At 68.8% G+C, this 23860-nt stretch carries 26 protein-coding genes and 1 pseudogene; 18 read left to right on the top strand and 9 right to left on the bottom strand.

Translation table 11 applies throughout. The features are described from left to right. Positions 1 to 71: 71 nt before the first annotated feature. On the bottom strand, positions 72 to 656 hold the full coding sequence (locus tag F9C12_RS16505; RefSeq protein ID WP_409466472.1) for a dihydrofolate reductase family protein: 585 nt from the start codon (positions 654 to 656) through the stop codon (positions 72 to 74). Between the two features lie 71 nt (positions 657 to 727). Between F9C12_RS16505 and F9C12_RS16500 the strand changes: the two genes are divergently transcribed. From F9C12_RS16500 to F9C12_RS16445, 12 genes and pseudogenes are all read left to right on the top strand, one after another. After that, a complete protein-coding gene (locus tag F9C12_RS16500; protein WP_409466471.1) occupies positions 728 to 1297 on the top strand; it encodes a TetR/AcrR family transcriptional regulator in 570 nt (189 codons plus the stop codon). 47 nt (positions 1298 to 1344) lie between these two features. After that, positions 1345 to 1749 carry a MerR family transcriptional regulator gene (locus F9C12_RS16495; protein WP_409466470.1) on the top strand — a complete coding sequence of 135 codons (405 nt, stop codon included), beginning with the start codon at positions 1345 to 1347 and terminating at the stop codon, positions 1747 to 1749. Positions 1750 to 1895: 146 nt separating this feature from the next. Beyond that, positions 1896 to 2417: a YlcI/YnfO family protein gene (locus F9C12_RS16490; protein ID WP_409466469.1), complete on the top strand. Its 522-nt coding sequence runs from the start codon at positions 1896 to 1898 to the stop codon at positions 2415 to 2417. 76 nt (positions 2418 to 2493) lie between these two features. Further along, positions 2494 to 3339 (top strand): DUF4097 family beta strand repeat-containing protein, encoded by an 846-nt coding sequence (locus tag F9C12_RS16485; protein ID WP_409466468.1) that lies wholly within the window; start codon positions 2494 to 2496, stop codon positions 3337 to 3339. A 20-nt stretch (positions 3340 to 3359) separates the two neighbouring features. Then, complete coding sequence (locus F9C12_RS16480; protein WP_409466467.1) at positions 3360 to 4319, top strand: ATP-binding cassette domain-containing protein; 960 nt, start codon at positions 3360 to 3362, stop codon at positions 4317 to 4319. Further along, complete coding sequence (locus tag F9C12_RS16475; RefSeq protein ID WP_409466466.1) at positions 4316 to 5131, top strand: ABC transporter permease; 816 nt, start codon at positions 4316 to 4318, stop codon at positions 5129 to 5131. The genes F9C12_RS16480 and F9C12_RS16475 overlap by 4 nt, the downstream gene beginning before the upstream one ends. A 14-nt stretch (positions 5132 to 5145) precedes the next feature. Continuing rightward, positions 5146 to 6336, top strand: a complete 1191-nt coding sequence (locus F9C12_RS16470; protein WP_409466465.1) for a cytochrome P450 — start codon at positions 5146 to 5148, stop codon at positions 6334 to 6336. A gap of 105 nt (positions 6337 to 6441) precedes the next feature. Next, positions 6442 to 6876, top strand: coding sequence for an AAC(3) family N-acetyltransferase (locus tag F9C12_RS16465; RefSeq protein WP_409466464.1), 435 nt, complete (start codon positions 6442 to 6444; stop codon positions 6874 to 6876). Beyond that, on the top strand, positions 6803 to 7150 hold the full coding sequence (locus tag F9C12_RS16460; protein WP_409466463.1) for an AAC(3) family N-acetyltransferase: 348 nt from the start codon (positions 6803 to 6805) through the stop codon (positions 7148 to 7150). The genes F9C12_RS16465 and F9C12_RS16460 overlap by 74 nt, the downstream gene beginning before the upstream one ends. 24 nt (positions 7151 to 7174) lie before the next feature. Continuing rightward, positions 7175 to 8194, top strand: a pseudogene (locus tag F9C12_RS16455) (type III PLP-dependent enzyme); the annotation flags it as partial. A gap of 189 nt (positions 8195 to 8383) precedes the next feature. After that, a complete protein-coding gene (gene speD / locus F9C12_RS16450) occupies positions 8384 to 8695 on the top strand; it encodes an adenosylmethionine decarboxylase (RefSeq protein ID WP_409467020.1) in 312 nt (103 codons plus the stop codon). Beyond that, positions 8692 to 9522 carry a spermidine synthase gene (locus tag F9C12_RS16445; protein ID WP_409466462.1) on the top strand — a complete coding sequence of 277 codons (831 nt, stop codon included), beginning with the start codon at positions 8692 to 8694 and terminating at the stop codon, positions 9520 to 9522. The genes speD and F9C12_RS16445 overlap by 4 nt, the downstream gene beginning before the upstream one ends. A gap of 17 nt (positions 9523 to 9539) precedes the next feature. On the opposite strand, the gene F9C12_RS16440 is transcribed toward F9C12_RS16445, so the two are convergent. Continuing rightward, positions 9540 to 10010: a MarR family winged helix-turn-helix transcriptional regulator gene (locus F9C12_RS16440; protein WP_409466461.1), complete on the bottom strand. Its 471-nt coding sequence runs from the start codon at positions 10008 to 10010 to the stop codon at positions 9540 to 9542. A 62-nt stretch (positions 10011 to 10072) separates the two neighbouring features. On the opposite strand from F9C12_RS16440, the gene F9C12_RS16435 reads away from it, so the two are divergent. The 3 genes from F9C12_RS16435 to F9C12_RS16425 all read left to right on the top strand — a co-directional run bounded on the left by F9C12_RS16435 (position 10073) and on the right by F9C12_RS16425 (position 11638). After that, positions 10073 to 10468 carry a cupin domain-containing protein gene (locus tag F9C12_RS16435; RefSeq protein WP_409466460.1) on the top strand — a complete coding sequence of 132 codons (396 nt, stop codon included), beginning with the start codon at positions 10073 to 10075 and terminating at the stop codon, positions 10466 to 10468. A 51-nt stretch (positions 10469 to 10519) separates the two neighbouring features. Further along, positions 10520 to 10645, top strand: coding sequence for a hypothetical protein (locus tag F9C12_RS16430; RefSeq protein ID WP_409182841.1), 126 nt, complete (start codon positions 10520 to 10522; stop codon positions 10643 to 10645). A 117-nt stretch (positions 10646 to 10762) separates the two neighbouring features. Then, positions 10763 to 11638: a nuclease gene (locus tag F9C12_RS16425; protein WP_409182840.1), complete on the top strand. Its 876-nt coding sequence runs from the start codon at positions 10763 to 10765 to the stop codon at positions 11636 to 11638. Here F9C12_RS16425 and F9C12_RS16420 read toward each other — a convergent pair. Genes F9C12_RS16420 through F9C12_RS16410 form a run of 3 tightly spaced genes read right to left on the bottom strand, consistent with a single transcriptional unit; the run spans position 11598 to position 14105 of the window. Next, the gene (locus F9C12_RS16420) at positions 11598 to 12767 is read right to left on the bottom strand and encodes a GyrI-like domain-containing protein (protein WP_409466459.1); all 1170 of its coding nucleotides are present in this window, start codon (positions 12765 to 12767) and stop codon (positions 11598 to 11600) included. The two genes, F9C12_RS16425 and F9C12_RS16420, sit on opposite strands and share 41 nt — an antisense overlap. 15 nt (positions 12768 to 12782) lie before the next feature. After that, complete coding sequence (locus tag F9C12_RS16415; protein ID WP_409466458.1) at positions 12783 to 13550, bottom strand: phosphotransferase family protein; 768 nt, start codon at positions 13548 to 13550, stop codon at positions 12783 to 12785. Between the two features lie 18 nt (positions 13551 to 13568). Further along, positions 13569 to 14105, bottom strand: coding sequence for a M15 family metallopeptidase (locus F9C12_RS16410; RefSeq protein WP_409182837.1), 537 nt, complete (start codon positions 14103 to 14105; stop codon positions 13569 to 13571). Positions 14106 to 14193: 88 nt separating this feature from the next. Here F9C12_RS16410 and F9C12_RS16405 point away from each other — a divergent pair, with 88 nt between their 5' ends. Beyond that, a complete protein-coding gene (locus F9C12_RS16405) occupies positions 14194 to 14868 on the top strand; it encodes a response regulator transcription factor (RefSeq protein WP_409182836.1) in 675 nt (224 codons plus the stop codon). Then, complete coding sequence (locus F9C12_RS16400) at positions 14865 to 15986, top strand: sensor histidine kinase (protein ID WP_409466457.1); 1122 nt, start codon at positions 14865 to 14867, stop codon at positions 15984 to 15986. Before F9C12_RS16405 ends, F9C12_RS16400 begins: the two co-directional genes overlap by 4 nt. Here F9C12_RS16400 and F9C12_RS16395 read toward each other — a convergent pair. From F9C12_RS16395 to F9C12_RS16380, 4 genes are read right to left on the bottom strand one after another with little or no spacing between them, the layout of a single operon-like run. Next, positions 15936 to 17033 (bottom strand): UDP-N-acetylglucosamine--N-acetylmuramyl-(pentapeptide) pyrophosphoryl-undecaprenol N-acetylglucosamine transferase, encoded by a 1098-nt coding sequence (locus F9C12_RS16395; RefSeq protein ID WP_409466456.1) that lies wholly within the window; start codon positions 17031 to 17033, stop codon positions 15936 to 15938. The two genes, F9C12_RS16400 and F9C12_RS16395, sit on opposite strands and share 51 nt — an antisense overlap. Further along, the gene (vanX, locus tag F9C12_RS16390; RefSeq protein WP_409466455.1) at positions 17034 to 17642 is read right to left on the bottom strand and encodes a D-Ala-D-Ala dipeptidase VanX; all 609 of its coding nucleotides are present in this window, start codon (positions 17640 to 17642) and stop codon (positions 17034 to 17036) included. Then, a complete protein-coding gene (gene vanA / locus F9C12_RS16385; protein WP_409466454.1) occupies positions 17639 to 18676 on the bottom strand; it encodes a D-alanine--(R)-lactate ligase in 1038 nt (345 codons plus the stop codon). The genes vanX and vanA overlap by 4 nt, the downstream gene beginning before the upstream one ends. After that, positions 18669 to 19688 (bottom strand): D-isomer specific 2-hydroxyacid dehydrogenase family protein, encoded by a 1020-nt coding sequence (locus tag F9C12_RS16380; protein WP_409466453.1) that lies wholly within the window; start codon positions 19686 to 19688, stop codon positions 18669 to 18671. The genes vanA and F9C12_RS16380 overlap by 8 nt, the downstream gene beginning before the upstream one ends. 343 nt (positions 19689 to 20031) lie before the next feature. On the opposite strand from F9C12_RS16380, the gene F9C12_RS16375 reads away from it, so the two are divergent. Next, the gene (locus F9C12_RS16375; protein ID WP_409466452.1) at positions 20032 to 23847 is read left to right on the top strand and encodes a tetratricopeptide repeat protein; all 3816 of its coding nucleotides are present in this window, start codon (positions 20032 to 20034) and stop codon (positions 23845 to 23847) included. Positions 23848 to 23860 lie beyond the last annotated feature (13 nt).

The raw sequence follows: 23860 nt of genomic DNA, 5'->3' as shown, positions 1-23860 counted from the left end.
CGCGATTGCTATGGGGGGGGCGGTTCTAGCCGAATGGCCTTCCTGCGCCTGGGCCCCGACGCGGCACCCGGCTACTTCCGCACCAGCCGGGTAGCCGTCACCCCATTGGGAAAGGCCGTTCGTTCCGCCACCGAGAACACCGTCGGATCGAACCCGCCCTCCACCATCGGGATTCCCGCGCCCGCCACGACCGGGTAGCTCTTCAGCACGATCTCGTCGATTTCCGGCAGCAGCGCCCCGGCCAGTTTGCCGCCGCCGCACAGCCAGATGTCTTTGCCGGTTTCCTCCTTCTTCAGGTCTCTCACCAGGCCGACCGGGTCGCCGGGGACGACGGTCACCGCTGGGTCGAGGTCCGGTTTCAGAGTGCTCGACACGACGTACTGCCGCAGGTGGGCATACGGACTCGGGATGGCCGGGTCGAGCTGGTGGGTCGCGCGGCCCATCAGGACGGTGTCGAACCGGCGGTTCGGGACGTCCGCGACACCGAAAGCCGCGCGGAAGGCCGTCGGGACGGTTTCCGGGTACAGCGTGTTCATGAATCCCATATAAGCGGCGGTCTGTTCGGCGTCGCCCTGCGGGAAGAAGTCGAACTCGCCCGCGGGGCCGGCGATGCGGCCGTCGAGGGTGACCGCGACGTAGTACACGAGCTTGCGCATCTAGTAACTCCATCTGTAGTACTATGGTTGAAGTAGTTTGAACCGTACAACTACAACTGGAGTGGTGTCAAATGGTGCGGAGGAACGACCAGCGGCGGGCGGCGCTCGTCGACGCGGCGATCGAGGTTCTGGCGCGCGAGGGGGCGCGCGGGCTGACGTTTCGCGCGGTCGACGGGGAGGCCGGCGTGCCCGCGGGCACCGCGTCGAACTACTTCGCCAACCGGGACGAGCTTTTCACCCAGGCCGGTGCTCGGGTGTACGAGCGGCTGCAGCCCGACGACGACTCGATCCCGCCGGCGCGCGGCGATCGGGAGTCGTACGCCCAGTTGATGCGCGAGCTGGTCAGCCGGGTCGCGGCGTTTCGCACGGGATATCTCGCGTTGCTGGAACTCCGGCTCGAGGCCACTCGGCGGCCGGAGTTGCGCAAGGTGCTGACGGAGCGGGTCCGCGCGGATGTCGACGCGAATGTCGCGTACCACGAAGCCTCCGGGCTGCCCGGCGACGCCACGGCGGTCAAGCTGCTGATCCTCGCGTTGAACTGGTTGATCGTCGAACAGCTGACGCTGCCGGATGTTTTCTCCGAGGCGGAGCGGGAGCAATTGATCACCGCGGCCGTCGAACGCATCGTCGCCGTTGAATAGGTTAGCCTAGCCTTGCTTCCGGTGGTCGAGGTGCGGTGCAATGAGGTATGGACCTGTACTCGATCGGCGAGGTGTCGGCGCGCTTCGACGTGCCGGTGTCGACGCTGCACTACTGGGAGAGCTGCGGCCTGATCGAGCCGCACCGCCGCTCCGGCTGGCGGTTCTACGACCAGGACCAGCTCTACCGGATCGCGCTGATCCGCGTCTGGCGCGAAACCGGCCACCTGAGTCTCGACGACATCGCGGTGCTGCTCAACGCACCCGGCCAGACCGGCGACTGGCGGAGCACGGTCGCCGCCCGGATCGAGGCGATCCAGGAGCAGGTGACGCGGCTGCTCGACGCGCAGTCGTACCTGCAGCACCTCGTGCGGTGCCAGCACGACGGGCCGCTGGACGAGTGCCCGCATTTCCGGGCCGGAATCGACCTGCCGGTCGCGAAGGCGGTCAAGTAGACCGGCAGTGGTGCCGTCTCGTGGCACCGGATTTCCTCCGTGGCACCACGCTATGACCTGGCCTTTTACTGTAGTCGGTGCCGAAGTGATGCCAAACTGAGCCACCATGGCTTGTGATGGTGCCAAGCGTGTGCCATAGTGGTGCCATGGACTTGACCACGTACGTAAGCAACCTCGGGCGGGAATTCGCGACGCTGGCCGAGGCCGGCGGCGAAGAGGGACGCGCGCTGGTCGAGCGGCTCACCGGATCGCTCGAATCGGCGATCCGGATGACCCTCCTGGACACCCTGTCCGGCGCCGTCGACGAGATCACCCGGGACCTCGCGCCCGGCTCGGTCGAACTGCGCCTGCGCGGCCGCGACCCGAACTTCGTCGTGACCGCGCCGCCCGCCGAACCCGCTCAGTCCGCCGCGCCCGCGGCCGAACCGGCGGCGGAGGCCGAACCGCTGTTCTCCGAGGACGGCCCGTCCGCGCGGATCAACGTGCGGCTGCCCGAACAGCTCAAGGCCGCGGTCGAGGAGGCCGCCGCCAAGGAGGGCCGTTCGGTCAACGCCTGGCTCGTCCGGGCGGCCACCGCGGCGCTGCAGCAGCGGCCCGAACGCGAACAGCGGTTCGAGACCCCCGGCGGCACGTTTTCCAAGCAGAGCTTTACCGGCTGGGTCCGGTAGCCCCGTTTTCCGCTAATTCCTTCACCCGTCTCTGACCTGCGGAGACGGCACACCCAATACCGATGTGGGGACAACCATGCCTGAATTCGCTACGCCCGACCCGATTTCCGTCACGCTCGAGCTCGGCGTCGGCCAGGTCCGGTTCGCCGCGAGCGACCGCGCCGACACGGTCGTCGACGTCCGCCCGACCGACGAGACGGACTCCTCCGACGTGAAGACCGCCAAGCAGGTCCGCGTCGACTACAGCAACGGCACGCTGCACATCACCGGCCCGAAGATGCGGGCGTTCGACTTCTCCCGCAAGACCCGTTCGGTCGACGTGACGGTCGAACTGCCTACCGGCTCGCGGATTTCCGCCGAGGTGCAGGCGGGGGCGTTCCAGAGCACCGGACAGCTCGGGCAGTCCCGGTTCAAGACCGCCGCCGGGAACGTCAGCCTCGACCGCACCGGCCCGCTGCGCGTCGACACCTCGGTCGGCCATGTCACGGTCGAGGGCGTCGCGGGCGACGCCGAGGTCGCCACCTCGTCCGGCAAGGTCCGGCTCGGCCCGGTCGACGGGACCGCCGTGGTCAAGAACTCCAACGGGGACACCACGATCGAGTCCGCGGCCGGTGACGTGCGGGTGCGCGCGGCCAACGGCGACATCACCGTCGAACACGCCGGCGCCGGGGTCGACGCGAAAACGTCCAACGGCGCCATCCGGCTCGGCGAGGTCGTCCGCGGTTCGGTCCTGCTCGAGAGCGCGATCGGCGACCTGCGGATCGGGATCGCCGAGGGCACCGCGGCCTGGCTCGACGTGAAGACCAACTTCGGCCACGTGCGCAACCAGCTCGAGACGTCGGCCAGCCCGGGCGAGTCCAAGGAGACCGTCGAGGTCCGCGGGCACACCGCGTTCGGCGAGATCGTCATCCACCGCTCCTGATCCCAGTTTTGGAGAAACCCATGTCCAGCAACCATTCCCGGCCTGCCATCGCCGCGACCGGACTCCGCAAATCCTTCGGGGACCACGTCGTGCTCGACGGCATCGACCTCACCGTCGCCCGCGGCACGGTCTTCTCGCTGCTCGGCGCGAACGGCGCGGGCAAGACCACCACGGTGAAGATTCTGTCCACATTGATCAATGCCGACGCCGGCGCGGCGCAGGTCGCCGGATACGACCTGGCCGCGGAGGCGGACGGGGTGCGCGCCTCGATCGGCGTCACCGGGCAGTTCTCCGCCGTCGACAATCTGCTGACCGGCGAGGAAAACCTGCTCCTGATGGCCGATCTGCACCACCTCGACCGGACCGCCCGGCGGCAGCGCACGGACGAACTGCTCGAACAGTTCGATCTCGTCGAAGCGGCCAAGAAACCGGTGTCGACCTACTCCGGCGGCATGCGGCGTCGTCTCGACCTCGCGCTGACGCTGGTCGGCAGCCCGCAGGTGATTTTCCTCGACGAGCCGACCACCGGCCTCGACCCGCGCAGCCGCCGGGCGATGTGGGAAATCGTGCGCAAGCTGGTGTCCGGCGGGGTCACGATTTTCCTTACTACGCAATACCTCGAAGAGGCCGACGAACTGGCCGACCGGATCGCGGTGCTCGACCACGGGCGGATTGTCGCCGAAGGCACCGCGGAAGAACTGAAGCGGCAAATTCCGGGCGGGCACGTTCAATTGCGTTTCGCAGAAGAGGCCGACCTCGTGGACGCCCAGCGTGCGCTGAGCGAGTCGTCGCGGCAGAACGACGCGCTGGTGCTGCGCGTGCCGAGCGACGGCAGTCTGCAGTCGCTCAAGGCGTTGATCGACCAGCTCGACGCGTTGTCGGTGAAGGTCGGCGAACTGTCCGTGCACACTCCCGATCTCGACGACGTTTTCCTTGCCCTCACTGGCAACTCGACTGACGAAAAGGTGACTTCCCGATGACTGCCCCCGCTCTCGCCCGACCGGACCTGCGCTTCCACCCGGTGCGCGATTCGCTGACCATGCTGCGCCGGAACCTCAAGCACATGCTCCGGTATCCGTCGCTGACGATCATGCTCGTCGGAATGCCGGTGGTGTTCCTGCTGCTGTTCGTTTATGTTTTCGGCGGCACCCTAGGCGCCGGACTAGGCGGGGCAGGCGGCGGCAGAGCCGAATACGCCAACTTCGTCGCGCCGACGATTCTGCTGATGACCATTACCGCCACCGTGCAGGGAACGGCGATTTCGGTGGCGATGGACTTGACCGAAGGGGTCATCGCCCGGTTCCGGACCATGCACATCGCGCGGGTTTCGGTGCTGACCGGGCACGTGCTCGGCAGTGTGCTGCAAGCGTTGTTCGGGCTCGTGGTGGTCACCGGGGTCGCGTTGCTGGTCGGGTTCCGGCCCGCCGCCGGGGTCGGTTCGTGGTTCGCCGCGGTCGGGTTCCTCGTGGTGGTGGCGCTCGCGCTGGTGTGGCTGTGCGTCGCGCTCGGACAGGTGAGCAAGAGCGTCGAATCGGCCAGCAACACGCCGATGCCGTTGCTGCTCCTGCCTTTCCTCGGCAGCGGATTCGTGCCGGCCGATTCGATGCCGGGCGCGCTGCGGTGGTTCGCCGAATACCAGCCGTTCACGCCGATCATCGAAACCCTGCGCGCGCTGCTGCTCGACCGGCCGCTCGGCAATCACCTGTGGTTCGCGCTCGGCTGGTGCGCCGTCATGGGCATCGGCGGCTATCTCTGGTCCAAGAAGCTTTTCAATCGCGAATACGCGCGCTGAAAGGGGTATGGGGGATGATGGACGAGGAGATCGTGCAAGGGGTTCCGACGGGGCGGGCGCCGGGTTGCCCGTTCGATCCGCCGCCTTCGCTGACCGCGGTGCGGGAGCGGGCCCCGCTGACGCGGATGGCGTTCCCGGACGGCCACGTCGGCTGGCTGGCCACCGGGCACGCGGAGGTCCGGGCGATTCTGGGGGACCAGCGGTTCAGCAACCGGTACGAATTGTGGCACTATCCGTTTCCCGGAATGGAGGAATACCCGGAACTGCCGCCGGCTCCGGTCGGGGACATGACGGGGATCGACGCGCCGGAGCACACGCGGTTCCGGAAGCTGCTGACGGGGAAGTTCACGGTCCGGCGGATGCGGTTGCTCAGCGATCGCGTGGCCGAGGTCGCGGAAGAGTACCTGGACGCGATGGAGAAAACCGGGCCCGGGGTCGATCTTCTCGAGGCCTATGCGTATCCGGTGCCCGCGGTGATGATTTGCGAATTGCTCGGGGTGCCTTATTCGGATCGGGCTTCTTTTCTCGGCGACGCGGCGGCGATCAGCGATGTTGATCTTTCCGAAGAGGAGAGGATGACTGCTTATGGACAGCTGCAGGAGTATGTGGCTTCGCTGGTGCCGGCTAAGCGGGCCACGCCCACGGACGACCTCTTCAGCGACCTGACCAGCAGCGATCTGACCGACGAGGAACTGGCCGGGCTGGGGACGTTCCTGCTGGCGGCCGGGCTCGACACGACGGCGAACATGCTGGCGCTGGGGACTTATGCGCTGTTGTGCCATCCCGAGCAGTGGGCGGTGGTCCGGGACGAACCGGCGGCCGCCGGCGGGGCGGTCGAGGAGCTGATGCGGTACCTGTCCGTCGCGCATACCGGAGTGCGGGCCGCGCTGGAGGACGTCGAGGTCGGCGGGCAGGTGATCCGGGCCGGGGAGACGGTGGTGCTGTCGGTGCAGGCGGCCAACCGGGATCCGCGGAAGTTCGCACGGCCGGACGAGCTGGACGTGCGGCGGTCGGCGGTGGGGCATGTCGGGTTTGGGCATGGGATTCATCAGTGTCTGGGGCAGCAGTTGGCGCGGGTGGAGATGACGGTGGCGTTGCCTGCGTTGGTACGGAGGTTTCCTCGGTTGCGGGTGGACGGGGAGGTGCGTTTGCGGCCTGAGTTGCAGAATATTTACGGGGTGCAGAGGTTGCCGGTTGCGTGGTGATTGTGGGTTGCGTTGTGGGTTGCTTGTGGTTCAGGGGACTCCCTCGCTTTTGATTGTTTAGCACTGGCTCGGCGCTATCAAGGGCGCCTTCGGCGTCGCTGCGCGATGGCCGCTGGCGCGTCCACCCTTGACAGCGCCGAGCCAGTGCTAACTGCGGCGGGGGCGAGGGGCGGGGGTGGAGTGGTCGTTTGTGGTGCGTTGGGTGGGAGGGTGGCGGTCGTGGGTGTGGTGGATGCGGATGTGGTGGGTGCGGGGGTTCGGGAGCTGGGGGTTTCTGGTGGGGTGGTGATTGTGCATTCGTCGTTGTCTGCGTTGGGGAGAGTTGAGGGTGGCGCGGATGCGGTGGTTCGGGGGTTGTTGAGGGCTGCGGGGACCGTCGTGGTGCCTGCGTTTACGCCGCAGGTGGCGGATCCGTTTCCGGACTACGTGGGGGCGGGGGACGCGTCGGCAGCCGCTGGCGTATGCGGTGGGGCCCGGGTCTCCGTTCGAGTGGCTGTATCGGGAGGAGGCGCTGATCGTGCTGCTCGGGGTCGGGCATGACCGGAACTCGTTCCTGCACTACGCCGAATCGCTCGTGCCGCGTCATCGGCGGAAGGTCCGGCGGTTTCCGTACCTGGTGGACGGCGAGCGGGTGTGGGTGCGGACCGACGACGTGGGGGACGACAACGGGCGCTTCTTTCCTCAGGTCGGGGCGGAATTCGAGGAGACGGGCGGGGTGCGGCGCGGGAAGATCGGCGGCGCGGACTGTCAGGTAATGGACTGTGTACCGTTCGTAGGGTTCGCGCGGCGGAGGCTGGCAGAGCTGCTGCGGTGAAACCGGCACCTATACTCGGGCGTTGTGACTGAAGGGTTCTCGCAGGTGCTAGGGCGCTGCCAGGCGTTCCTGGAGGAACGGCAGCCGCCGACGCCGTGTCTGGTCGTGGACCTCGACGTCGTGCGCGGGAATTGCGAGCGGCTCCGGCGGGTGCTGCCGGAAGCGCGGATGTACTACGCGGTCAAGGCCAATCCGGCGCCGGAGGTGGTGCGGGTCCTTCGGCAGGCTGGGGCGGGGTTCGATGTCGCGGGGCGCGAGGAGATCGAGTTGTGTCTCGCGCAAGGGGTGCGGCCGGAGTTGCTGTCCTATGGCAACACGGTGAAGAAGGCACGGGACATCGAATTCGCCCACCGGGCCGGGGTTCGGCGGTTTGCCTTTGACAGCTTGGCGGAGCTGGAGAAGATCGCGGAGTTCGCGCCGGGGGCGACTGTTTCGTGCCGGATCCTCGTGGACAGTCCTGGGTCGCAGACGCCGTTCGGGCGCAAGTTCGGATGCGACCCCGCGATGGCGGTCGAGTTGCTCGTGCGGGCCGCGGAGCTGGGGCTGGATCCGGAGGGGGTCGCGTTTCACGTGGGGTCGCAGCATGTCGACCCGCGGGCTTGGGAAGTCGGGATCGCGGCCGCGGGTGAGGTGACGCGTGCGGTGGCGGAGCGCGGGGTTTCCCTGCGGGGATTGAATATCGGCGGCGGGTTTCCGGTGGGCTATCGGACCGAGCCGCCGCCGTTGGCGGAGTATGCGGCGGTTATTCGCGAATCGGTGGGGCGGCATTTCGCGGTGGCGCCCGAGTTGTCGTACGAGCCGGGGCGGGCGGTGGTTGCCTCGGCGGGGGTGATTCGCAGCGAGGTGGTGCTGGTTTCGCGCAAAGCCGAGGCGGACGAGAAACGCTGGGTGTACCTCGACATCGGCCGGTACGGCGGGCTGGCCGAGACAGAAAACGAGGCGATCGCGTACCGGCTGGTCACCGCGCATGACGGCGGTCCGGACGGGCCGGTCGTGGTCGCGGGGCCGACCTGCGACGGGGACGACGTGCTTTATCAGCGCACGCCGTATCGGTTGCCGTTGGCGTTGCGGGCCGGGGATTACGTCGACATTCCGGACACCGGCGCGTATACGCAAAGTTATTCTTCGGTGTCGTTCAACGGGTTTTCGCCGTTGCGGTCGTACTTCGTCGGCGGGGAGGCCGGCGGGGTCGGGGAATTCGCCGGCCGGCACGTGCTGGCCGAGTTTTCCGGGATGTCCGCGGAGTTGCTCGACGATCCGGCGGTGTTGTGCGAGAGCCTGGAACGTGCGCTGGACAAGGCCGGCGCGACGGTGTGCGAAGTGACGTACAAGCAGTTCGAACCGCACGGGGTGACGGCGATGGCGTTGCTGTCGGAGTCGCACGCTTCGATTCACACGTATCCGGAGCGCGGGGCGGCGTTCGTGGACGTGTTCACCTGCGGGCGCAAGGCGGATCCGGAGCTGGCGGTTCAGATGCTGCGGGATTTGCTCGGCGCGAGCGTTTCCCGGGTCACCACTATCCACAGAGGACAGGAAGACAGTTGAACATCGAGGAACCGGTCGGCGCGGGGTTGCTGCGGCAGTGGCACGTTTCGGACGTGCTGGTCGACACGCGGACCGCCTACCAGCACCTGGTGATCGGCAAAACGGCGCAGGGGATTTCGCTGTTCTGCGACGACGAGCGGCAAAGCACCGAGTTCAGCCAGTTGGTATATCACGAGGCGTTGCTGGTCCCGGCACTGCTGCTGGCGTCCACTGTGGACCGCGTGCTGGTGGTCGGGTCCAGCGAAGGCGTGGTATGTCAGATCGCGGCCGAGGCGGGGGCTTCGGTCGACCACGTGGACATCGACGCCGAGGCGGTCCGGCTTTGCGCGGAACATCTTCCCTACGGGTACACGCCGGCTGAGCTGGCCCGGGCGGAGCGCGGCGAGGGGCCGGTCGGGGTGCACTATGCCGATGGGTGGGAGTACGTCCACGCTTGCGCCGAGAAGTACGACGTGGTGCTGGTGGATCTGCCGGACGAGCAGGACGACGTTGACGCGCAGCACAATCGGTTGTACGGCAAGGAATTCCTGGCGCGGTGCCGGTCGTTGCTGACGCCCGGGGGAGTAGTGGCGTACCAGGGCGGATGCCCGACGTTGTGGCGGAACTCCACGCTGGTGAAGTGCTGGCGGCGGTTCGAGGAAGTCTTCCCGGCGCCGGTCTACTTCGGGTCGCCGGAGCATGAGTGGGCGTTCTTCTTCGGCACGAACGGGGAAGCGTCGGTGGAGACGATGGTGGAGCGGCTGCCGAGGTTGGCATATCAACCGGTGTCGATTGACGCACCAACCCTGCGCGGGGCGACGGTGCCGCCGATCAGTCTTCGCCGATGAGGGCGCACCGCGGATGATCAGTGGCCGGAGAACCACCCCGGCAGGTCCAGGCGCGCGGACTCCGGGGAGGTGACCTTCCGCAGGTCGTCCTCCAGCGCGCGAAGCCGTCCGGCGCCCAGCGTTTCCGCCCATTCGGCCCGCAGCCGGTCGAAGATCCGGGCCGAGGCGGCCAGGCAGTCCAGGCCCCGGTCGGTCAGCCGCACCAGCATGCGGCGGCCGTCGCCGGGGTCGCGTTCCCGGTGGACGTACCCGAGCCGTTCCAAGGTATCGATCGTCTTGCCCGCGGCTTGTTTCGTGACCCCGAGCGTGCGGCCCAGTTCCACGGCGGTCGTGCCAGACGGGCCGATCGCCTGGAAGACGAAGCCGTGCATCGGACGCACGTCGGGGTGACCCTGCTTCGCCAGTTCGGCGTGCAGGCTGTCGATCAGGCTGCGGAAGCCGAACAGCAGGCGCAGCGGCAGCTCGTATCCGGGCGGATCGCTTGACATGGGTAGACAACCTCGTTGACTATATGGACAACCTGATTGTCTACCTTAACGGGGAGCGCAGCATGCCGGTAATCCGGGAGAGCCGTCGGACGGAGACGTCCAACGCGGTGATGACGACGCTGGCGTCGCCGACGCAAGGCGGCAGCCAGCAGGCGGTCTGGAGAGTGGAGATGGCGCCCGGCGCGGTCGGGCCGGTGCACACGTTCGACACCGAGCAGGTGTGGACGATTCTCGACGGCGGTGCGGAGGTCACGGTGAGCGGCGTCGTCGAGACTGTGGAGAAGGGGGAGACGGTGGTGCTGCCCGCCGACGCGGAGCGGCAGGTGCGGGCGGACGCGCGCAGCGGCATGGTGGCGATCGTGTGCGCGCCGGGGAGCACGCGGGTGTATCGGACGGGCGTGGTGCCTGCCTGCGCGACCGCCGACGGGGACAAGATTCTTCCGGACTGGGTGGCCTGAGCTGTGGCGGGCGTCACGGAATGTTCCGCGATCTTGAGCGCTACAACGGATATGTCTGCTCCCACCACGCCAGAAGAGTCCGCCTCGGTCGTTCCCGTTCTGGACGACTTCGACTTCCCGCTCGTCGACGGCGCCGCCTGCCGGATCGACGACCCGGACTGCGAAGCCTGCCAGTAACCGCGCACGCACGGAGGAATCCGGTGCGTGACAAGTGGTAACAACACGAGTGACCGGTCGGTGACGGCTCGGGAAACACGGTAACCGCCGGCCGGTCCGGCGGTTACCGTCGTTCTCGTGCCGTTGACATTGATCAAAGGTCAATTCCGGGTCGTCGGGGCCTCGCCGGACGGGGATTCGGTGCGGTTCTATCCCGATCGCGCCGACGCGTTTTCCGCCGCGCACCTGAGGGTGCGGACGAATTCCCGCGGCGGGGTGCAGTTGCGCCTCGACGGGATCGACGCGCTCGAAACGCATTACCGGCCGCGGGTCGCCGGGGCCGAGTTGTGGCGGCAGCCCCGGGAGCTGGCCGACGCCGCCGGGGCGGAACTGTTGCGGTACCTCGGTTTCACGAAGGTCGAGCGCGACGAAGGCGGCCGCGTTTCCACCAGCACGCCGGGGGAGACGAGCGGGCACATCCTGACCCGGTTCGCCGACAAGTACGGCCGCGCGGTCGCGTTCGCGTTTCCCGGGCAGCGCGCGGGGCGTTCCACGGACGGCGGATCCGTGCATCTTGATCCGAAAGCGCTGAAGGCGTCGGCGAATTTCCGTCTGCTCGAAACCGGGCTGGCATATCCGACGTTCTACTCCAAGCTGTACCCGGATCTCCGGCAGGCGATGGCCGACGCGGCGGTCGCGGCGCGCACCGCGGGCAAGGGCGTGTGGGAGCACGACGTGACCACCAGCGGGTTCCGGCTGACCAGCCGCGCTCAATTGCGCGACCAGGTGGTGCTGTTGCCGAAACTGTTCCGCCGGCTGGCCGATTACCTGAGCCTGGACGAGACCGGCGGGGTTTCGCTCGCCGGGTTCGCGGACTACGTCGACACCCGCGACGACCGGCTTTTCACCATTCCCGACGGGCACGCCACGGAACTCAGCACGCTCCTGTCGGTCCGGCGGCAGACCTTGAAGCTCACGATTCCGCCGGAGCAGATCGTGTTCCAAGAGGCTTGACCGGCTGCCGCAGGACGGTCTTCAGCTTGTCCGGCGCGGTGCGGCGCGGGTCGCTTAAATAAATCTCGTGATGGTCGCCGTTGAAGGTCAGGCCGTGCTCGGGAAGATATTCGTCGTGGAGCCGGTGCAGCGTCGGCGTTTCGTCGTCGTATGAGCCGAGGTGCAGAATCTGGACGCTGGCGCCTTCGGTCAACGTGCGCAGCCGGACTTCGGCGAGCGCCGGATTGTCCTTCTTCTTCGCGACGCTTTCGGCGGCTTCCCGGACCATCTCCTCGGTGACCCAGTCCGGCTGATTGATCAGCATCGTCCAGTCCCACTTCGCTTTGTCCCGGGCAACGAAGACGGCCGGGTCGTCGGCTCGCCACAGCCCTTCGAGAGGTCCGACGACGAAGTCCCGGCCGAGGTTTTTCTTGCTGGCGAACTTGATCGAGTACGCGATTCCGTACAGCGCTTCGACGGCGTTCTGGTACTCCGGCGCGGTGTTCGGGTCTCCGTGCCCGTCGACGGCGAGGTACTGCAGCGCGGGGACGTCCACGACGGTGAAGTCCTTGGACGACGGCGAGTACAGCGCGCGGTGGGCCTTCTTGACGTCGTACTTCTCCATCGCGGTCTCCTTGGCGAGGACGGTTTCGGTCCAGGTGAGGTCGGCCGTGAGCATCGCTTCGCTGTAGTCGAAGATCGCTGCCGCGGCGTCGGGGAGGGGTTCTTGGCGGGCGCGCGTCGCCTGGACTTCGGCGAGTTGTTCGCGGACCGCGGCTAATCGCGCGGTCAATCCGGAACGCACTTCCGCGTCCGGCAGGACCGGGCTGTTGGCCATGGCGATGAGGACGCGCGCGTGGACCGGCGTGAGTGCGGCGAGTGCTTCGCGGGTGGCGTCCGCGCAGAGTTCGACGCCGGCCGGGGTGGCTTGGAAGGTCGCCCGCGATTTTCCGGAGCGGGGAGCGCCGGTGGTTTCGATCAGGCCGCGCTTGGCCAGTTTGTCGAGGATGTAATAGATCGAGGAGAAGCCGAGCGCGGTCCACGCGCGGATGCCGCGGTCTTCGATCACCCGCTCCAGCTCGTAGCCGTGCCGGGGCTGCTCGACAAGCAGGCCGAGGACGGTCAGTTCGGCGTCGGTGAGGGCGGGCACCTCGCTATTCTAGTACTAGAATAGTTGGGCCTCCAAGACCGCGACCTCCGGCGCCGGGTCGAAGCCGTGTCCGACCAGCCAGTGGACGACCCGCAGGCTGCGCAGCGACCACCAGGCCCGGAGGACGTCGAGGTCGACGTCGGCACCGTAGCCGGCCAGGACGTCGGGGAGGTGTTCCTGGTGGGCGAGCGTCAGGGCGGCGAGGTCGAACAGCGCGTCGCCCTGGGCGGCTTCGGACCAGTCGAGGACGCCGGTCACCTCGTCGTTCTCGACGAAGATGTGCGCGACCTGAAAGTCGCCGTGGGTGAACGCCGGGGTCCACGGGCGCAGCGCGGCCTTGGCGATCTTGTGGTTGCGGGTGACCAGGTCGGCGGGGAGGACGTCGTTCGCGATCAGCCGCGCGCATTCGCGGTCGACGTTCTCGGCGAGTTCGTCGGGGTCCCAGCCAGGCGACGGCGGCAGCGGCGCCTCGTGCAGTTTCCGGGCGGCGGCGCCCGCGGCGGCCCAGGCCTCCGGCGACGCGGTCGACGGCTTGCCGGGGCGGCCGAGTTCGCGTCCGGGCAGGGCGGCGAGCGCGAGCACGGGCGGGTTGCGCCAGAGGATTTCCGGAGTCGGCACCGGGGCCAGCGCCATCGCCGCGACCTCGGCGTCGGCGCGCGCCTGATCGGTGTCGACCTTCAGGAACACGTCGCCGACGCGCAGGGTCGCGCGCTCGTGGTGGGCGACGATGATCTCGATCTCCTCCATGGCCGCGATTGTCACGAAGACGATCACGGAAGTCACCGGGTTTTCCGGCCCGGCTCACCCCCGCAGCCTCGGATCGTGCGAAGGGTCCGCGTACATCGGCGGACAGCCCTGGAGAACGGCTTCCGGCCGCAGTTCGTAATGCCACGGTTCGTTCCGGTAGATCTGGCACAGTCCATACGCGGCACCGTGTTCGGCAAGCCAGGCCGTGGCTTCGGAGGGGCCGAGGTCGATCGCGTTCCCCAAGACGTGCGCGGACCGGTCCGCGGTCGCTACCCAGCGAGCGGCTTCCCGCTCCGAGCCGTACTTGGCGATCGCTTTGCGGCGAAGCTGATTCTGATACTCCGGGGAACGCCAGCCGCTGTTGACGCGGAACTCGATGCCGTCCTCGGCGGCGTCCTTCGCCGCTCGGCGCAGCGCCTCCAGGAACACCGGGTCGAGATTGGCCACGGCCGGAATCTCGGCGAACACCGTCGTGCCGTGGGGGACGGCACCGTCCGCTTCGCTCAGTGCGCCACGACGGCGAAGCACCTGGCGGACGGTTCGCCGGAAGCCGGCGAGAGCCGGACGTCGTGCTGATTCGCTGCGGGTCATGGCGTTCAGCCAAGGCGAACCGGTGTTGCCAGCGCGTACGCGGTTTCGAATATGCCAGCGATACGCGCCTGCTCGTAGCATCGAGCCCATGCGGGTGCTGATCGTCGAGGACGAGCCCTACCTGGCCGAGGCCATCCGGGACGGGTTGCGGCTGGAAGCGATCGCGGCCGACCTCGCCGGGGACGGCGACACCGCGCTGGAAATGCTGAGCGTCAACGCGTACGACATGGCGGTGCTGGACCGGGACATCCCCGGTCCGTCGGGCGACGAGATCGCGAAACGCGTCGTCGCGTCCGGCAGCGGCATGCCGATCCTGATGCTGACCGCCGCCGACCGGCTCGACGACAAGGTCTCCGGGTTCGAACTCGGGGCCGACGACTACCTCACCAAACCGTTCGAGATGCGGGAACTGGTGCTCCGGCTGCGTGCGCTCGACCGCAGGCGCGCGTACAACCGGCCGCCGGTGCGGGAAATCGCGGGGCTGAAGCTGGACCCGTTCCGCCGCGAGGTCTACCGGGACGGCCGGTACGTCGCGCTGACCCGGAAGCAGTTCGCCGTGCTGGAGGTGCTCGTCGCGGCCGAGGGAGGGGTGGTCAGCGCCGAGGAACTGCTCGAGCGGGCCTGGGACGAGAACGCGGACCCGTTCACCAACGCCGTCCGCATCACGGTCTCGGCGCTGCGCAAACGGCTCGGCGAACCGTGGCTGGTCGCGACCGTGCCGGGGGTCGGCTACCGCATCGACGACGGATCGGACGGCGGATGATCCGCGAGCCCGGGATGAGCGTCCGGCTCAAACTGACCCTCAGCTACGCCGGATTTCTCCTGCTCGCCGGGACGCTGCTGCTCGGCGCGGTGGCCGTGTTCCTGCTGGACTACCAGAACCGGGCGCTGGAAGTGATGCCGGTGGTGATGGCGCCGTCCGGCCGCGACCTGATCAAGGACTTCGCGCCGGACGCGGCCGTCGTGATGCTGTTCCTGCTGGTCTTCGGCCTGCTGGGCGGCTGGGTCCTCGCCGGGCGCATGCTCGCCCCGCTGAACCGGATCACCGCCGCGACCCGGCGGGCCGCGACCGGGTCGCTGGCGCACCGGATCGAATTGGAAGGCCGCGACGACGAGTTCCGCGAACTCGCCGACAGCTTCGACGCCATGCTCGCCCGCCTCGACGCGCACGTCGCCGAACAGCGGAGATTCGCCGCCAACGCCTCCCACGAACTGCGCACCCCGCTGGCGATCACGCAGAGCCTGCTCGAAGTCGCCCGCGACGATCCGGACCGCGACGTCGGCGAACTCCACGAGCGGCTCCGCGTCGTGAACGCCCGGGCGATCGAACTCACCGAAGCGTTGCTGCTGCTCAGCCGCGCGGATCAGCGGTCGTTCACCCGGGAGCCGGTCGACCTGTCGCTGCTGGCGGAAGAAGCCGCCGAGACGCTGTTGCCGCTGGCCGAGAAGCACGGCGTGACCATCGAGACCTCGGGCGACATCACCGCCGTGCGCGGGTCTCGGGCGCTGTTGCTGCAGCTGACCACGAACCTGCTGCACAACGCCATCGTGCACAACCTGCCGGAAGGCGGGACCGTGCGGGTCCGCACCACCGCCAGCGCGACGTCGAGCACGCTCGTCGTGGAAAACACCGGCGAGGAAGTCAGCCCGGAGCGGATCTGGACGTTCACCGAGCCGTTCCAGCGCGGCACCGAGCGGGTCCGCCGGGACCACTCTGACCACGCGGGGGTCGGGCTCGGCCTGGCGATCGTGAAGAGCATCGCGCAGGCGCACGACGGGACGCTTTCGCTGGCGCCGGGCGCGACTGGCGGCCTTCGGGTGACGGTGCGGCTACCTGGCGGGTCGATGTCGTTCGGCGATGGCCAGGACGTGGCGCGCTAGGACGGTTCCGGCGTTGGGTGCTCCGGTCGCGGAGGCGCGGGCGGACATCGCCGTGATGCGGGCCGGGTCGGCGAGGATCGGGAGCAGGGCGGATTCGATCCAGGCCGGGGTGAGGTCGGCGTCGTGGACCAGCAGCGCGCCGCCGGCCGCGACGACCGGGCCGGCGTTCAGGCGTTGTTCGCCGCCGCGGTCGGGCAGCGGGACGAACGCGGCGGGGAGCCCGACGGCGGCCAGCTCGGCGCAGGTCATCGCGCCGGAACGGCAGAGCGCGAAATCGGCCGCGGCGTAGGCGTACTGCATTTCGTCGACGAACGGCAGGACCGCATACGACGGGTCGTCGGCTTCGACGGTGTGCTGCGGGCCGGTGAGGTGCAGGACTTGCACCCCGGCCGCCAGCAGCGCGGCAGCCGCGCCGGACGCGGCGGCGTTGATCGATTTGGCGCCTTGCGAACCGCCGGTGACCAGCAGCACCGGACCGTCGGGGCGGAGGCCGAACCGGCGGCGGGCTGCTTCGCGGGCTGCGGGACGGTCGAGTCCGGTGATCGCCGGACGCAGCGGGATCCCGATCGCGGTGCCGTGTTTCAACCGGACGTCCGGGGAGGCGGTGTACACGTGCGGGGTCAAAAGCGCGGCCAGGCGATTGGCCGCGCCGGGCCGGACGTTCGCCTCGTGGACGACGATCGGCAGCCGGCGTTGGCGGGCGGCCAGGTAGGCCGGGGCGGCGACGTAGCCGCCGAAGCCCACTACGACGTCCGCGCGGACCCGGTCGAGCACCGTCCCGGCGGCCCGGATCGCCTGGCGCAGCCGGGACGGGGTGTGCAGCAGGGCCCGGGTTGCCTTGCGCGGCAACGGGACCGGCGGGATGAGTTCGAGCGGGTAGCCGCGGGCCGGGATCAGCGTCGTGTCCAGGCCGCGGACGGTGCCGAGCGCGGTGATCTCGGCGGCGGGAGCCAGCTGTCGCAGTGCGTCGGCGAAGTTCAGCGCGGGTTCGATGTGCCCGGCTGAATGGCCTCCGGCGACGACGACGCGTGGTGGTTGAGCGTCCATTTAGGCGACGGGGAAATCGAAGTAGGTGTCTGGGTAGGGCTCGTCCTTCAGCGTGTAGTGCCACCACTCGGCTTCGTAGGCGGCGAAACCGCAGTCCTCCATGACGGAACGGAGATGCTGCCGGTTCGCTGCCTCGGCCGAGGGGAGGCCGGGCGCGCCGTGGTGGGAGACGACGTCCATCAGGTCGAAGCCGCCGCCCATGGGAACGAGTTCGCCGGTGTCCAGGTAGTACAGCGTCAAATCCACTGTGCTGCCACGGGTGTGCCCGGATTTGGCTGCCACGTAACCGTTTTCGAACATCTCCGTGCGATTGAGGTTCGGGTAGTGCTGACGCTTTGTCCGGCCGTCCTCCGGTTGTTTCGCCCAGCGGAGGAAGCAGTCCACGGCGCGCTGCGGCCGGTAGCCGTCCCAGATCAGCAGGCCGAAGCCCAGCGTCGCGGCCTTGTCCTGCGCGCTTTGCAGTGCGGCGCACAAGGCTTCGGTGCCGATGATCCGGTTCGCCAGGTAGCCGTCGACCGGTTTGCCGGTGAAGTTGTCCCAGGTGGCGTACTTGGCGTCCCAGCGGATCCCGGGCGCGGCCTCGTCGAGGTAGGCGAACCCGGGCTTCATCGGGGCGTCCCGGCCAACGCGAGCGACACCATCCGGTCGAGCAGTTCGGGGAACGACAGCCCAGCCGCCGCCATCATCCGCGGATAGCGGCTGTAGGAAGTCAGCCCGGGGAAGGTGTTGACCTCGTTGAGCATGGCGGTGCCGTCTTCCAGCAGGAACAGGTCGACGCGGGCGAGTCCTCGGCAGCCCAGCGCGCGGTAGATGGTCCGCGCGGTCGCCTGGACCCGGGCGCGGGCCTCGGCCGAGATGTCCGCGGGGACGAGGATGGTCGAGTTCTCGGAGCCGCTTTCCGGGTTGTCCTCCTGGTGGATCTTGAAGAACCCGTGCGACAGCCGGATCTGGTCCGGTTCGCCGACGATCAGGTCCGCGCCGTTGCCCAAGACCGCGCAGCCGACCTCGCTGCCTTCGACCGCTTCCTCGATCAGCACCTTGGAGTCGAACCGCGCCGCGTCCGCGATCGCGGCCGGCAGGTCCTCCTCGCGCGAGACCTTGGTGACCCCGAACGACGAACCGGACCGGGCCGGTTTCACGAAGACGGGGTAGGCGAACTTGCCCGCGTCGAGGTCCTCGTCCGCCCGGCCGGCCCAGAAGTTCGGCGTGGCGATGCCCGCGCTGTCGACCACCAGGTAGGCGAGGGATTTGTCCATGCACAGCGCGGAACTCTGCACGTCGCAGCCCGCGTACGGGATTCCGGACAGCTCCAGCAGGCCCTGCATCGCGCCGTCCTCGCCGAGTTTGCCGTGCAGCACCGGCAGCACCACGTCCAGCCGGACCGGTTCGTATCCGCCCCGGCCCTCGACCAGCAGCCCGTGGACGCTCCGGTCCGGCGACAGCATCGCCGGGCGGCCGCCGGCCTCCCACGCTTCGCCGGGGCCGTCGCACAGCTTCCAGGAACCGTCCTTGGCGATCCCGATCCAGTACGGCTCGTACTTTTCCGGGTCGAGGTGCTTCGCGACCTCGCGCGCGGATTTGACCGAGACGGGGTGTTCCTCGGAAATTCCGCCGAAGACGACGCCGACCTTGAGCTTAACCATGGTTTGTCCAGCTTTCGAAATTCAGGCAGTTGAGGAGACTGTTTTCGACCGCGTCGCGCAGTGCGTGGTCGGTGTAGTACGCGGTGTGCGGACTGATCAGCACGTTCGGCATTTTCTGCAGCCGCGCCAGTACGGTGTTTTCGATCGGTTTCCGGCGGCAGTCGGAGTAGAACATCCCTTCCTCGCCTTCGAGGACGTCCAAGGCCGCGCCGCCCAGCCTGCCGCTTTCCAGCGCGGACACCAGCGCTTCGGTGTCGATCAATCCGCCGCGCCCGGTGTTGACGACGATCGCCCCGGGTTTCATCTGCTCGATCCGCCGCCGGTCCAGGAGATGCCGGGTTTCCGGGGTGAGCGGCGGGTGCAGGGTGACGATGTCGCTCTGCCGCAGCAAATCGTCGAGGGAAACGTAATCGGCCGACGTCCGGGGGCGAAGGTCGTAAGCCAGCTTCTGCCCGCCGAAACCCCGCAGCCGGTCGATGACCGCCGCGCCGATCCGGCCGGTTCCGATGACGCCCACGGTGAGGTCTCGCAGTTCTTTTCCGGGACGATCGCTCAACCGGTAATCGTGGGCGTCGGTCCGCCGGATGAGGGATTTAGCGTTGCGGATCGCCATCAGCATCAGCATGAGCGTGAAGTCGGCGACGCTGTCCGGCGAGTACGCGACGTTTTCCACCGAAATCCCGATTTTCTCGGCGTATCCGACGTCGAGATGATTGCACCCGATGCTGCGCGTGGAGAGATACTCGACGCCGATCTCGCCGAGTGCGCGCAGGGTGGCGTTGGTGATCCGGGTTTTGTGGCTGACGCTGACGCACCGGCTCCCGGCGGCGAGTTCGACGGTGTCCTCGGACAGGGCCGCCGCGGTGACAGTCGGTGTCACCCCCAGGCGGGACACCGCCTCGCGGACCAGGGCGGCTTCGTCGGGCCCGCAGCCGTAGACGGTGATCCCGGGCGCCGGAACCAGCGAGCGGACCCGAAGGCCGGTGGTGCGTGCCGGTTCGCGGTAGGTCATGTCCGCCAGTCAAGGCCGCGGGATGTTGCCAGCACGTATGCGGTTTCCGATACACGGACGATATCTCCGCCCTCGGGAACGCGGAAAACCGCAGTGGCGGCGGCACTTCTCGGCGCGATAGCGACAAATCCGCGAGAACCACGACTGTTTTCGCAGCTTGGCCCCGGTCGGCCCGGCTCAGCCCGGCCCGATCGCGGTACCGGGCGGCTCTTGTCCATCGACAACGAGCCGTGCGACCGTTGAACCGACGGAGCGGCCTGCCCGGATTCTGCCGGTCGCTCGCGAAGGCGGGCCGGTGGCGGCTATGGGGGCGTGAAGGGCGGACGCGCAGGGGAGATCGGCAGTGACGGCGGTCGTGGCAGTGCATGTCCCGCGTCCGGCGGTTCTGGACGTCGTGTTCGTCCACGGGCTGGACGGCGATGCCCGCGCGTCGTGGCGCCGCGGCGGCGACGGGACGTTCTGGCCCAGGTGGCTGGCCGCCGATCTCGCCGGGGTCGCGGTGTGGACCGTGGGGTACGACGCCTGGTCGAGCGGATGGCGCGGCCGGTCGATGCCGGTGCCGGACCGGGCGGTCAACCTGATGGCGCAGCTGCAGAACGCCGGTCTCGGCGAGCGTCCGCTGTGCTTCGTCACGCACAGCATGGGCGGCCTGCTGGTGAAGGAGATCCTGCTGCACGCCGCCGAGAGCCGGACCGATTTCGCGTGCTTCGCGAAGGCGGCGAAGGGCGTCGTGTTCCTGGGCACGCCGCACACCGGTTCCGGGCTGACCAGGGCGGTGGACGCGCTGGGCGTGCTGTACCGGGGCACGCCCGCGGTCGAAGACCTGCGCCGCAACAGCGCGTATCTGCGGCAGCTCAACGACCGGTACCGGGATTGGGCCGACGAGACCGGGATCGCCAACCTGGTGTTCTTCGAAACGCGGCTGACCCGCCGGGTCCGGGTGGTGGACGAGGCGTCGGCCAATCCGGGCCTGCCGAGGGTCCGGCCGATTCCGGTCGATGCGGACCACGTGGGCATCTGCAAGCCCGCGGACCGCGATTCGCTCGTCTACGGGCAGGTCAAGCGGTTCGTCCTCGGCCTGCTGCCCGGACACGGGAACGGCCAGTCCCGCGCCGCGGCGGTGCACCGGACGATCCTCGTCGCCGACGTCGAAGGGTTCAGCGACCGGAGCCGGACGAACGGGAACCAGCTTTCCGTCCGCGACACGATGTACCAGACGCTGCGCCGGGCGTTCCGGCAAGCGGGCATCCCCTGGGAGGCGTGCTACCACGAGGACCGCGGCGACGGGGTGCTCGTGCTCGCTCCGCCGGAGGTGCCGAAAGCGGTCTTCACGGAAACGCTTCCCGGCGCGATCGTCGAGACGCTGGAGGTGCACAACCGGGTCGCCGACGCGGCAGAACAGCTCCGGCTGCGGCTCGCCGTGCACGGCGGCGAGGTGCATTACGACCAGCACGGCGTGACGTCGAACGCGGTCGTCCTCGCGTTTCGGCTGGTCGACTCGACCGCGTTGAAGTCCGCGCTGGCCGGGTCTTCGAGCGTTCTCGCGATGATGGTTTCGGAGTGGTTCTTCGACGAGGTCGTGCGGCACAGCCACGACAGCCGCGCGGAGACGTGGCGGCCCCTTCCGGTGTCGCTCAAGGGAAGCGAGACGACCGGCTGGGCGAGCCTGCCCGGCGACCCCTTCGGCGAACCGCCGTCCGTGGTCCCTCCGCCCGCCGACCCGCCGGTTCCGGCGCCGCGGCGCGAGCGGGAGAGCGCGAACGGCCGGCTGGCGAAACGCACGCTTCCCCGGGACGCGCCCGCGTTCACCGGCCGGACCGCGGAACTGAAGAAGGTGCTCAAGGAGATCGCCGACACGGTGCACACCGGCCGGATGGTCGCGATCCACGCGATCGACGGCATGGCCGGAGTCGGGAAAACCGCGCTCGCCGTGCACGCCGGGCACCTTCTCGCGGACCGGTTCCCGGACGGTCAGCTGTTCCTGCGGCTGCACGGGCACACCCCGGGGGAACGGCCGGTGGAAGCGGTGGACGCGCTCGCGTCGCTGCTGACCATGATCGGGGTGACCGCGCGGCAGATGCCGGCCGGGCTCGACGCCAGGGCGGCGCTGTGGCGCGACCGGCTGGCGGACAAGCGGGTGCTGCTGATCCTGGACGACGCGCTGAGCCACCAGCAGGTCGAACCGCTGCTTCCGGCGGCGAGCGGCTCGCTGGTGATCACCACCAGCCGCCGCCGGCTCACCGCGCTCGACGGGGCGGTTTCGGTGGCGCTGGACGTGCTGCCCGCCGAGGAGGCGTCCGCGTTGTTCGTGCGGTTGTCCGGCCGCGCGATCCGGCCCGAGGAGAGCGAAGCGGTCGAGCGCGTGGTGCGGTTGTGCGGATGGCTGCCGCTGGCGGTGACCCTGCTGGCCGGAAGGCTCCGTAGCCGTCCACAGTGGACTGTCAAGGACCTGGCGGACGAACTGGATTCGACGCACGACCGGCTCGGCCGGCTGCGGGCGGAGGACATCGAGGTGGCCGCCGCCTTCGACCTGTCCTACCGCGAACTCGGCCCCGGCCAGCAGCAGTTCTTCCGGCGCATCGGCCTGCACCCCGGCCCGGAACTGGACGCGCACGCGACCGCGGCGATGGCGGACCTTCCGGTGGCCGAGGCCGGCGCGCACCTCGGCGCCCTCTACGACGACCACATGCTCGAGGAGCCCGCTTTCGACCGCTACCGGCTGCACGACCTGATCCGCGAGTACTCCCGGAACCTCAGCGACGCCGACGACCCGCAGGAGAACGAGCGAGCCGTCAGCAGGCTTTTCGACTACTACTGCGACACCGCCGCCGACGCGGCCGTGCACATCGCCAAGGACGTGACCACCGACGGACTCCGCGAAAGCCGCCCGCCCCGGCGTCGCGGCGCACGCGGCACCCGGATGGGCAGCAGCGTCGAGGCGTGGCGGTGGATGCGGGTCGAGGCCGTCAACCTGCTCGCCTGCGCGGACCACGCCATCCGGCACGGCTGGCAGCACCAGGTCGTCGATCTGTCGGCGTGCCTGGCCAAGTTTCTTTACGTCGCCGGGCCTTGGGACCGGGCGTTGCGGCTGCATGATTCCGCGGTGCGCGCGGCGGAGCACCTCGGCGACGAGGCGGCGCGGGCGCATGCCCTGAACCACCTGGGGAGCGTGCAACGGCGGATCGGCGACTACCCGGCCGCCGCGGTCTCGCACGCCTCCGCGCTGGAGAGCTACACCAGGCTGCGGGACGAGGCAGGGCAGGCCTCCGCGCTCAGCCAACTCGGCGCGGTGCGGCGCTGTCTCGACAACTATCCCGGCGCGATCGAAATTTTCCAGCGGGTGCTCGAGATGGCGATCAAACTCGGCGACCGCAGCGGGGAAGCGCACGCCCGCAACGAACTCGGCATCCTGTACCTGGTCGGCGGCGATTACCGGGCCGCGGTCGGCTCGAACGAGCACGCGCTGAGCATTTACGAGGAACTGGGCGATCTCCTGGGACAGGCGGACGCCTGGAACGAACTGGGAGTCGCGCGGCGGGCACTCGGCGATTTCCCCGGCGCGGTCGAGGCGAACACCCGCGCCGTGAGCGGTTTCCGCAGACTCGGTGACGGCTTCCACGAATCGTTCGCGCTGAACAGCCTGGCCGTGGCCTGGCGGATGATCGGCGAACCGGGGAAGGCGGTCGAGGCGCATCACGAGGCGCTGGCGATCTCCCGCGCGCTGGGCGACCGGCTGGGCGAAGGATTCGGGCTGAACGAACTCGGTGCGGCACAACGTCTTCTCGGGCAGGTCGAGGCCGCGGAGAAGTGCCACGCCGAGGCGTTGGCCATCTTCACCGAACTGGGCAACCAGCTGGGCAAGGCCGAGACGCTCAACCACATGGGCGCGCTGCTGCTGGCGACCGGACAGGTGGAGGAGGCGGGCGCGCGGTACCGGAGGGCGCTGCCGCTGGCCCGGGAGGTGAACAGCCCGCTGGAGCAGGCCCAAGCATTGGCCGGGCTCGGCAGGTACGCGGTTTCGCGAGGCGATCGGGACGCGGCGCGGGAGCATTTGACCGCGGCGCTGGAGATCTTCGACCGCATCGGCTCGTCGGAAGCGGAGTCGGTTCGCGAATATTTGCGGTCGGCGGTGGATCGCCTTGACCTCAGCCCGAGTTGAGTTGCCGAGGTGG

This window comes from Amycolatopsis sp. GA6-003, assembly GCF_046267895.1.
Classification (GTDB): domain Bacteria; phylum Actinomycetota; class Actinomycetes; order Mycobacteriales; family Pseudonocardiaceae; genus Amycolatopsis.
This window is presented reverse-complemented; position numbering and strand designations above follow the sequence as displayed.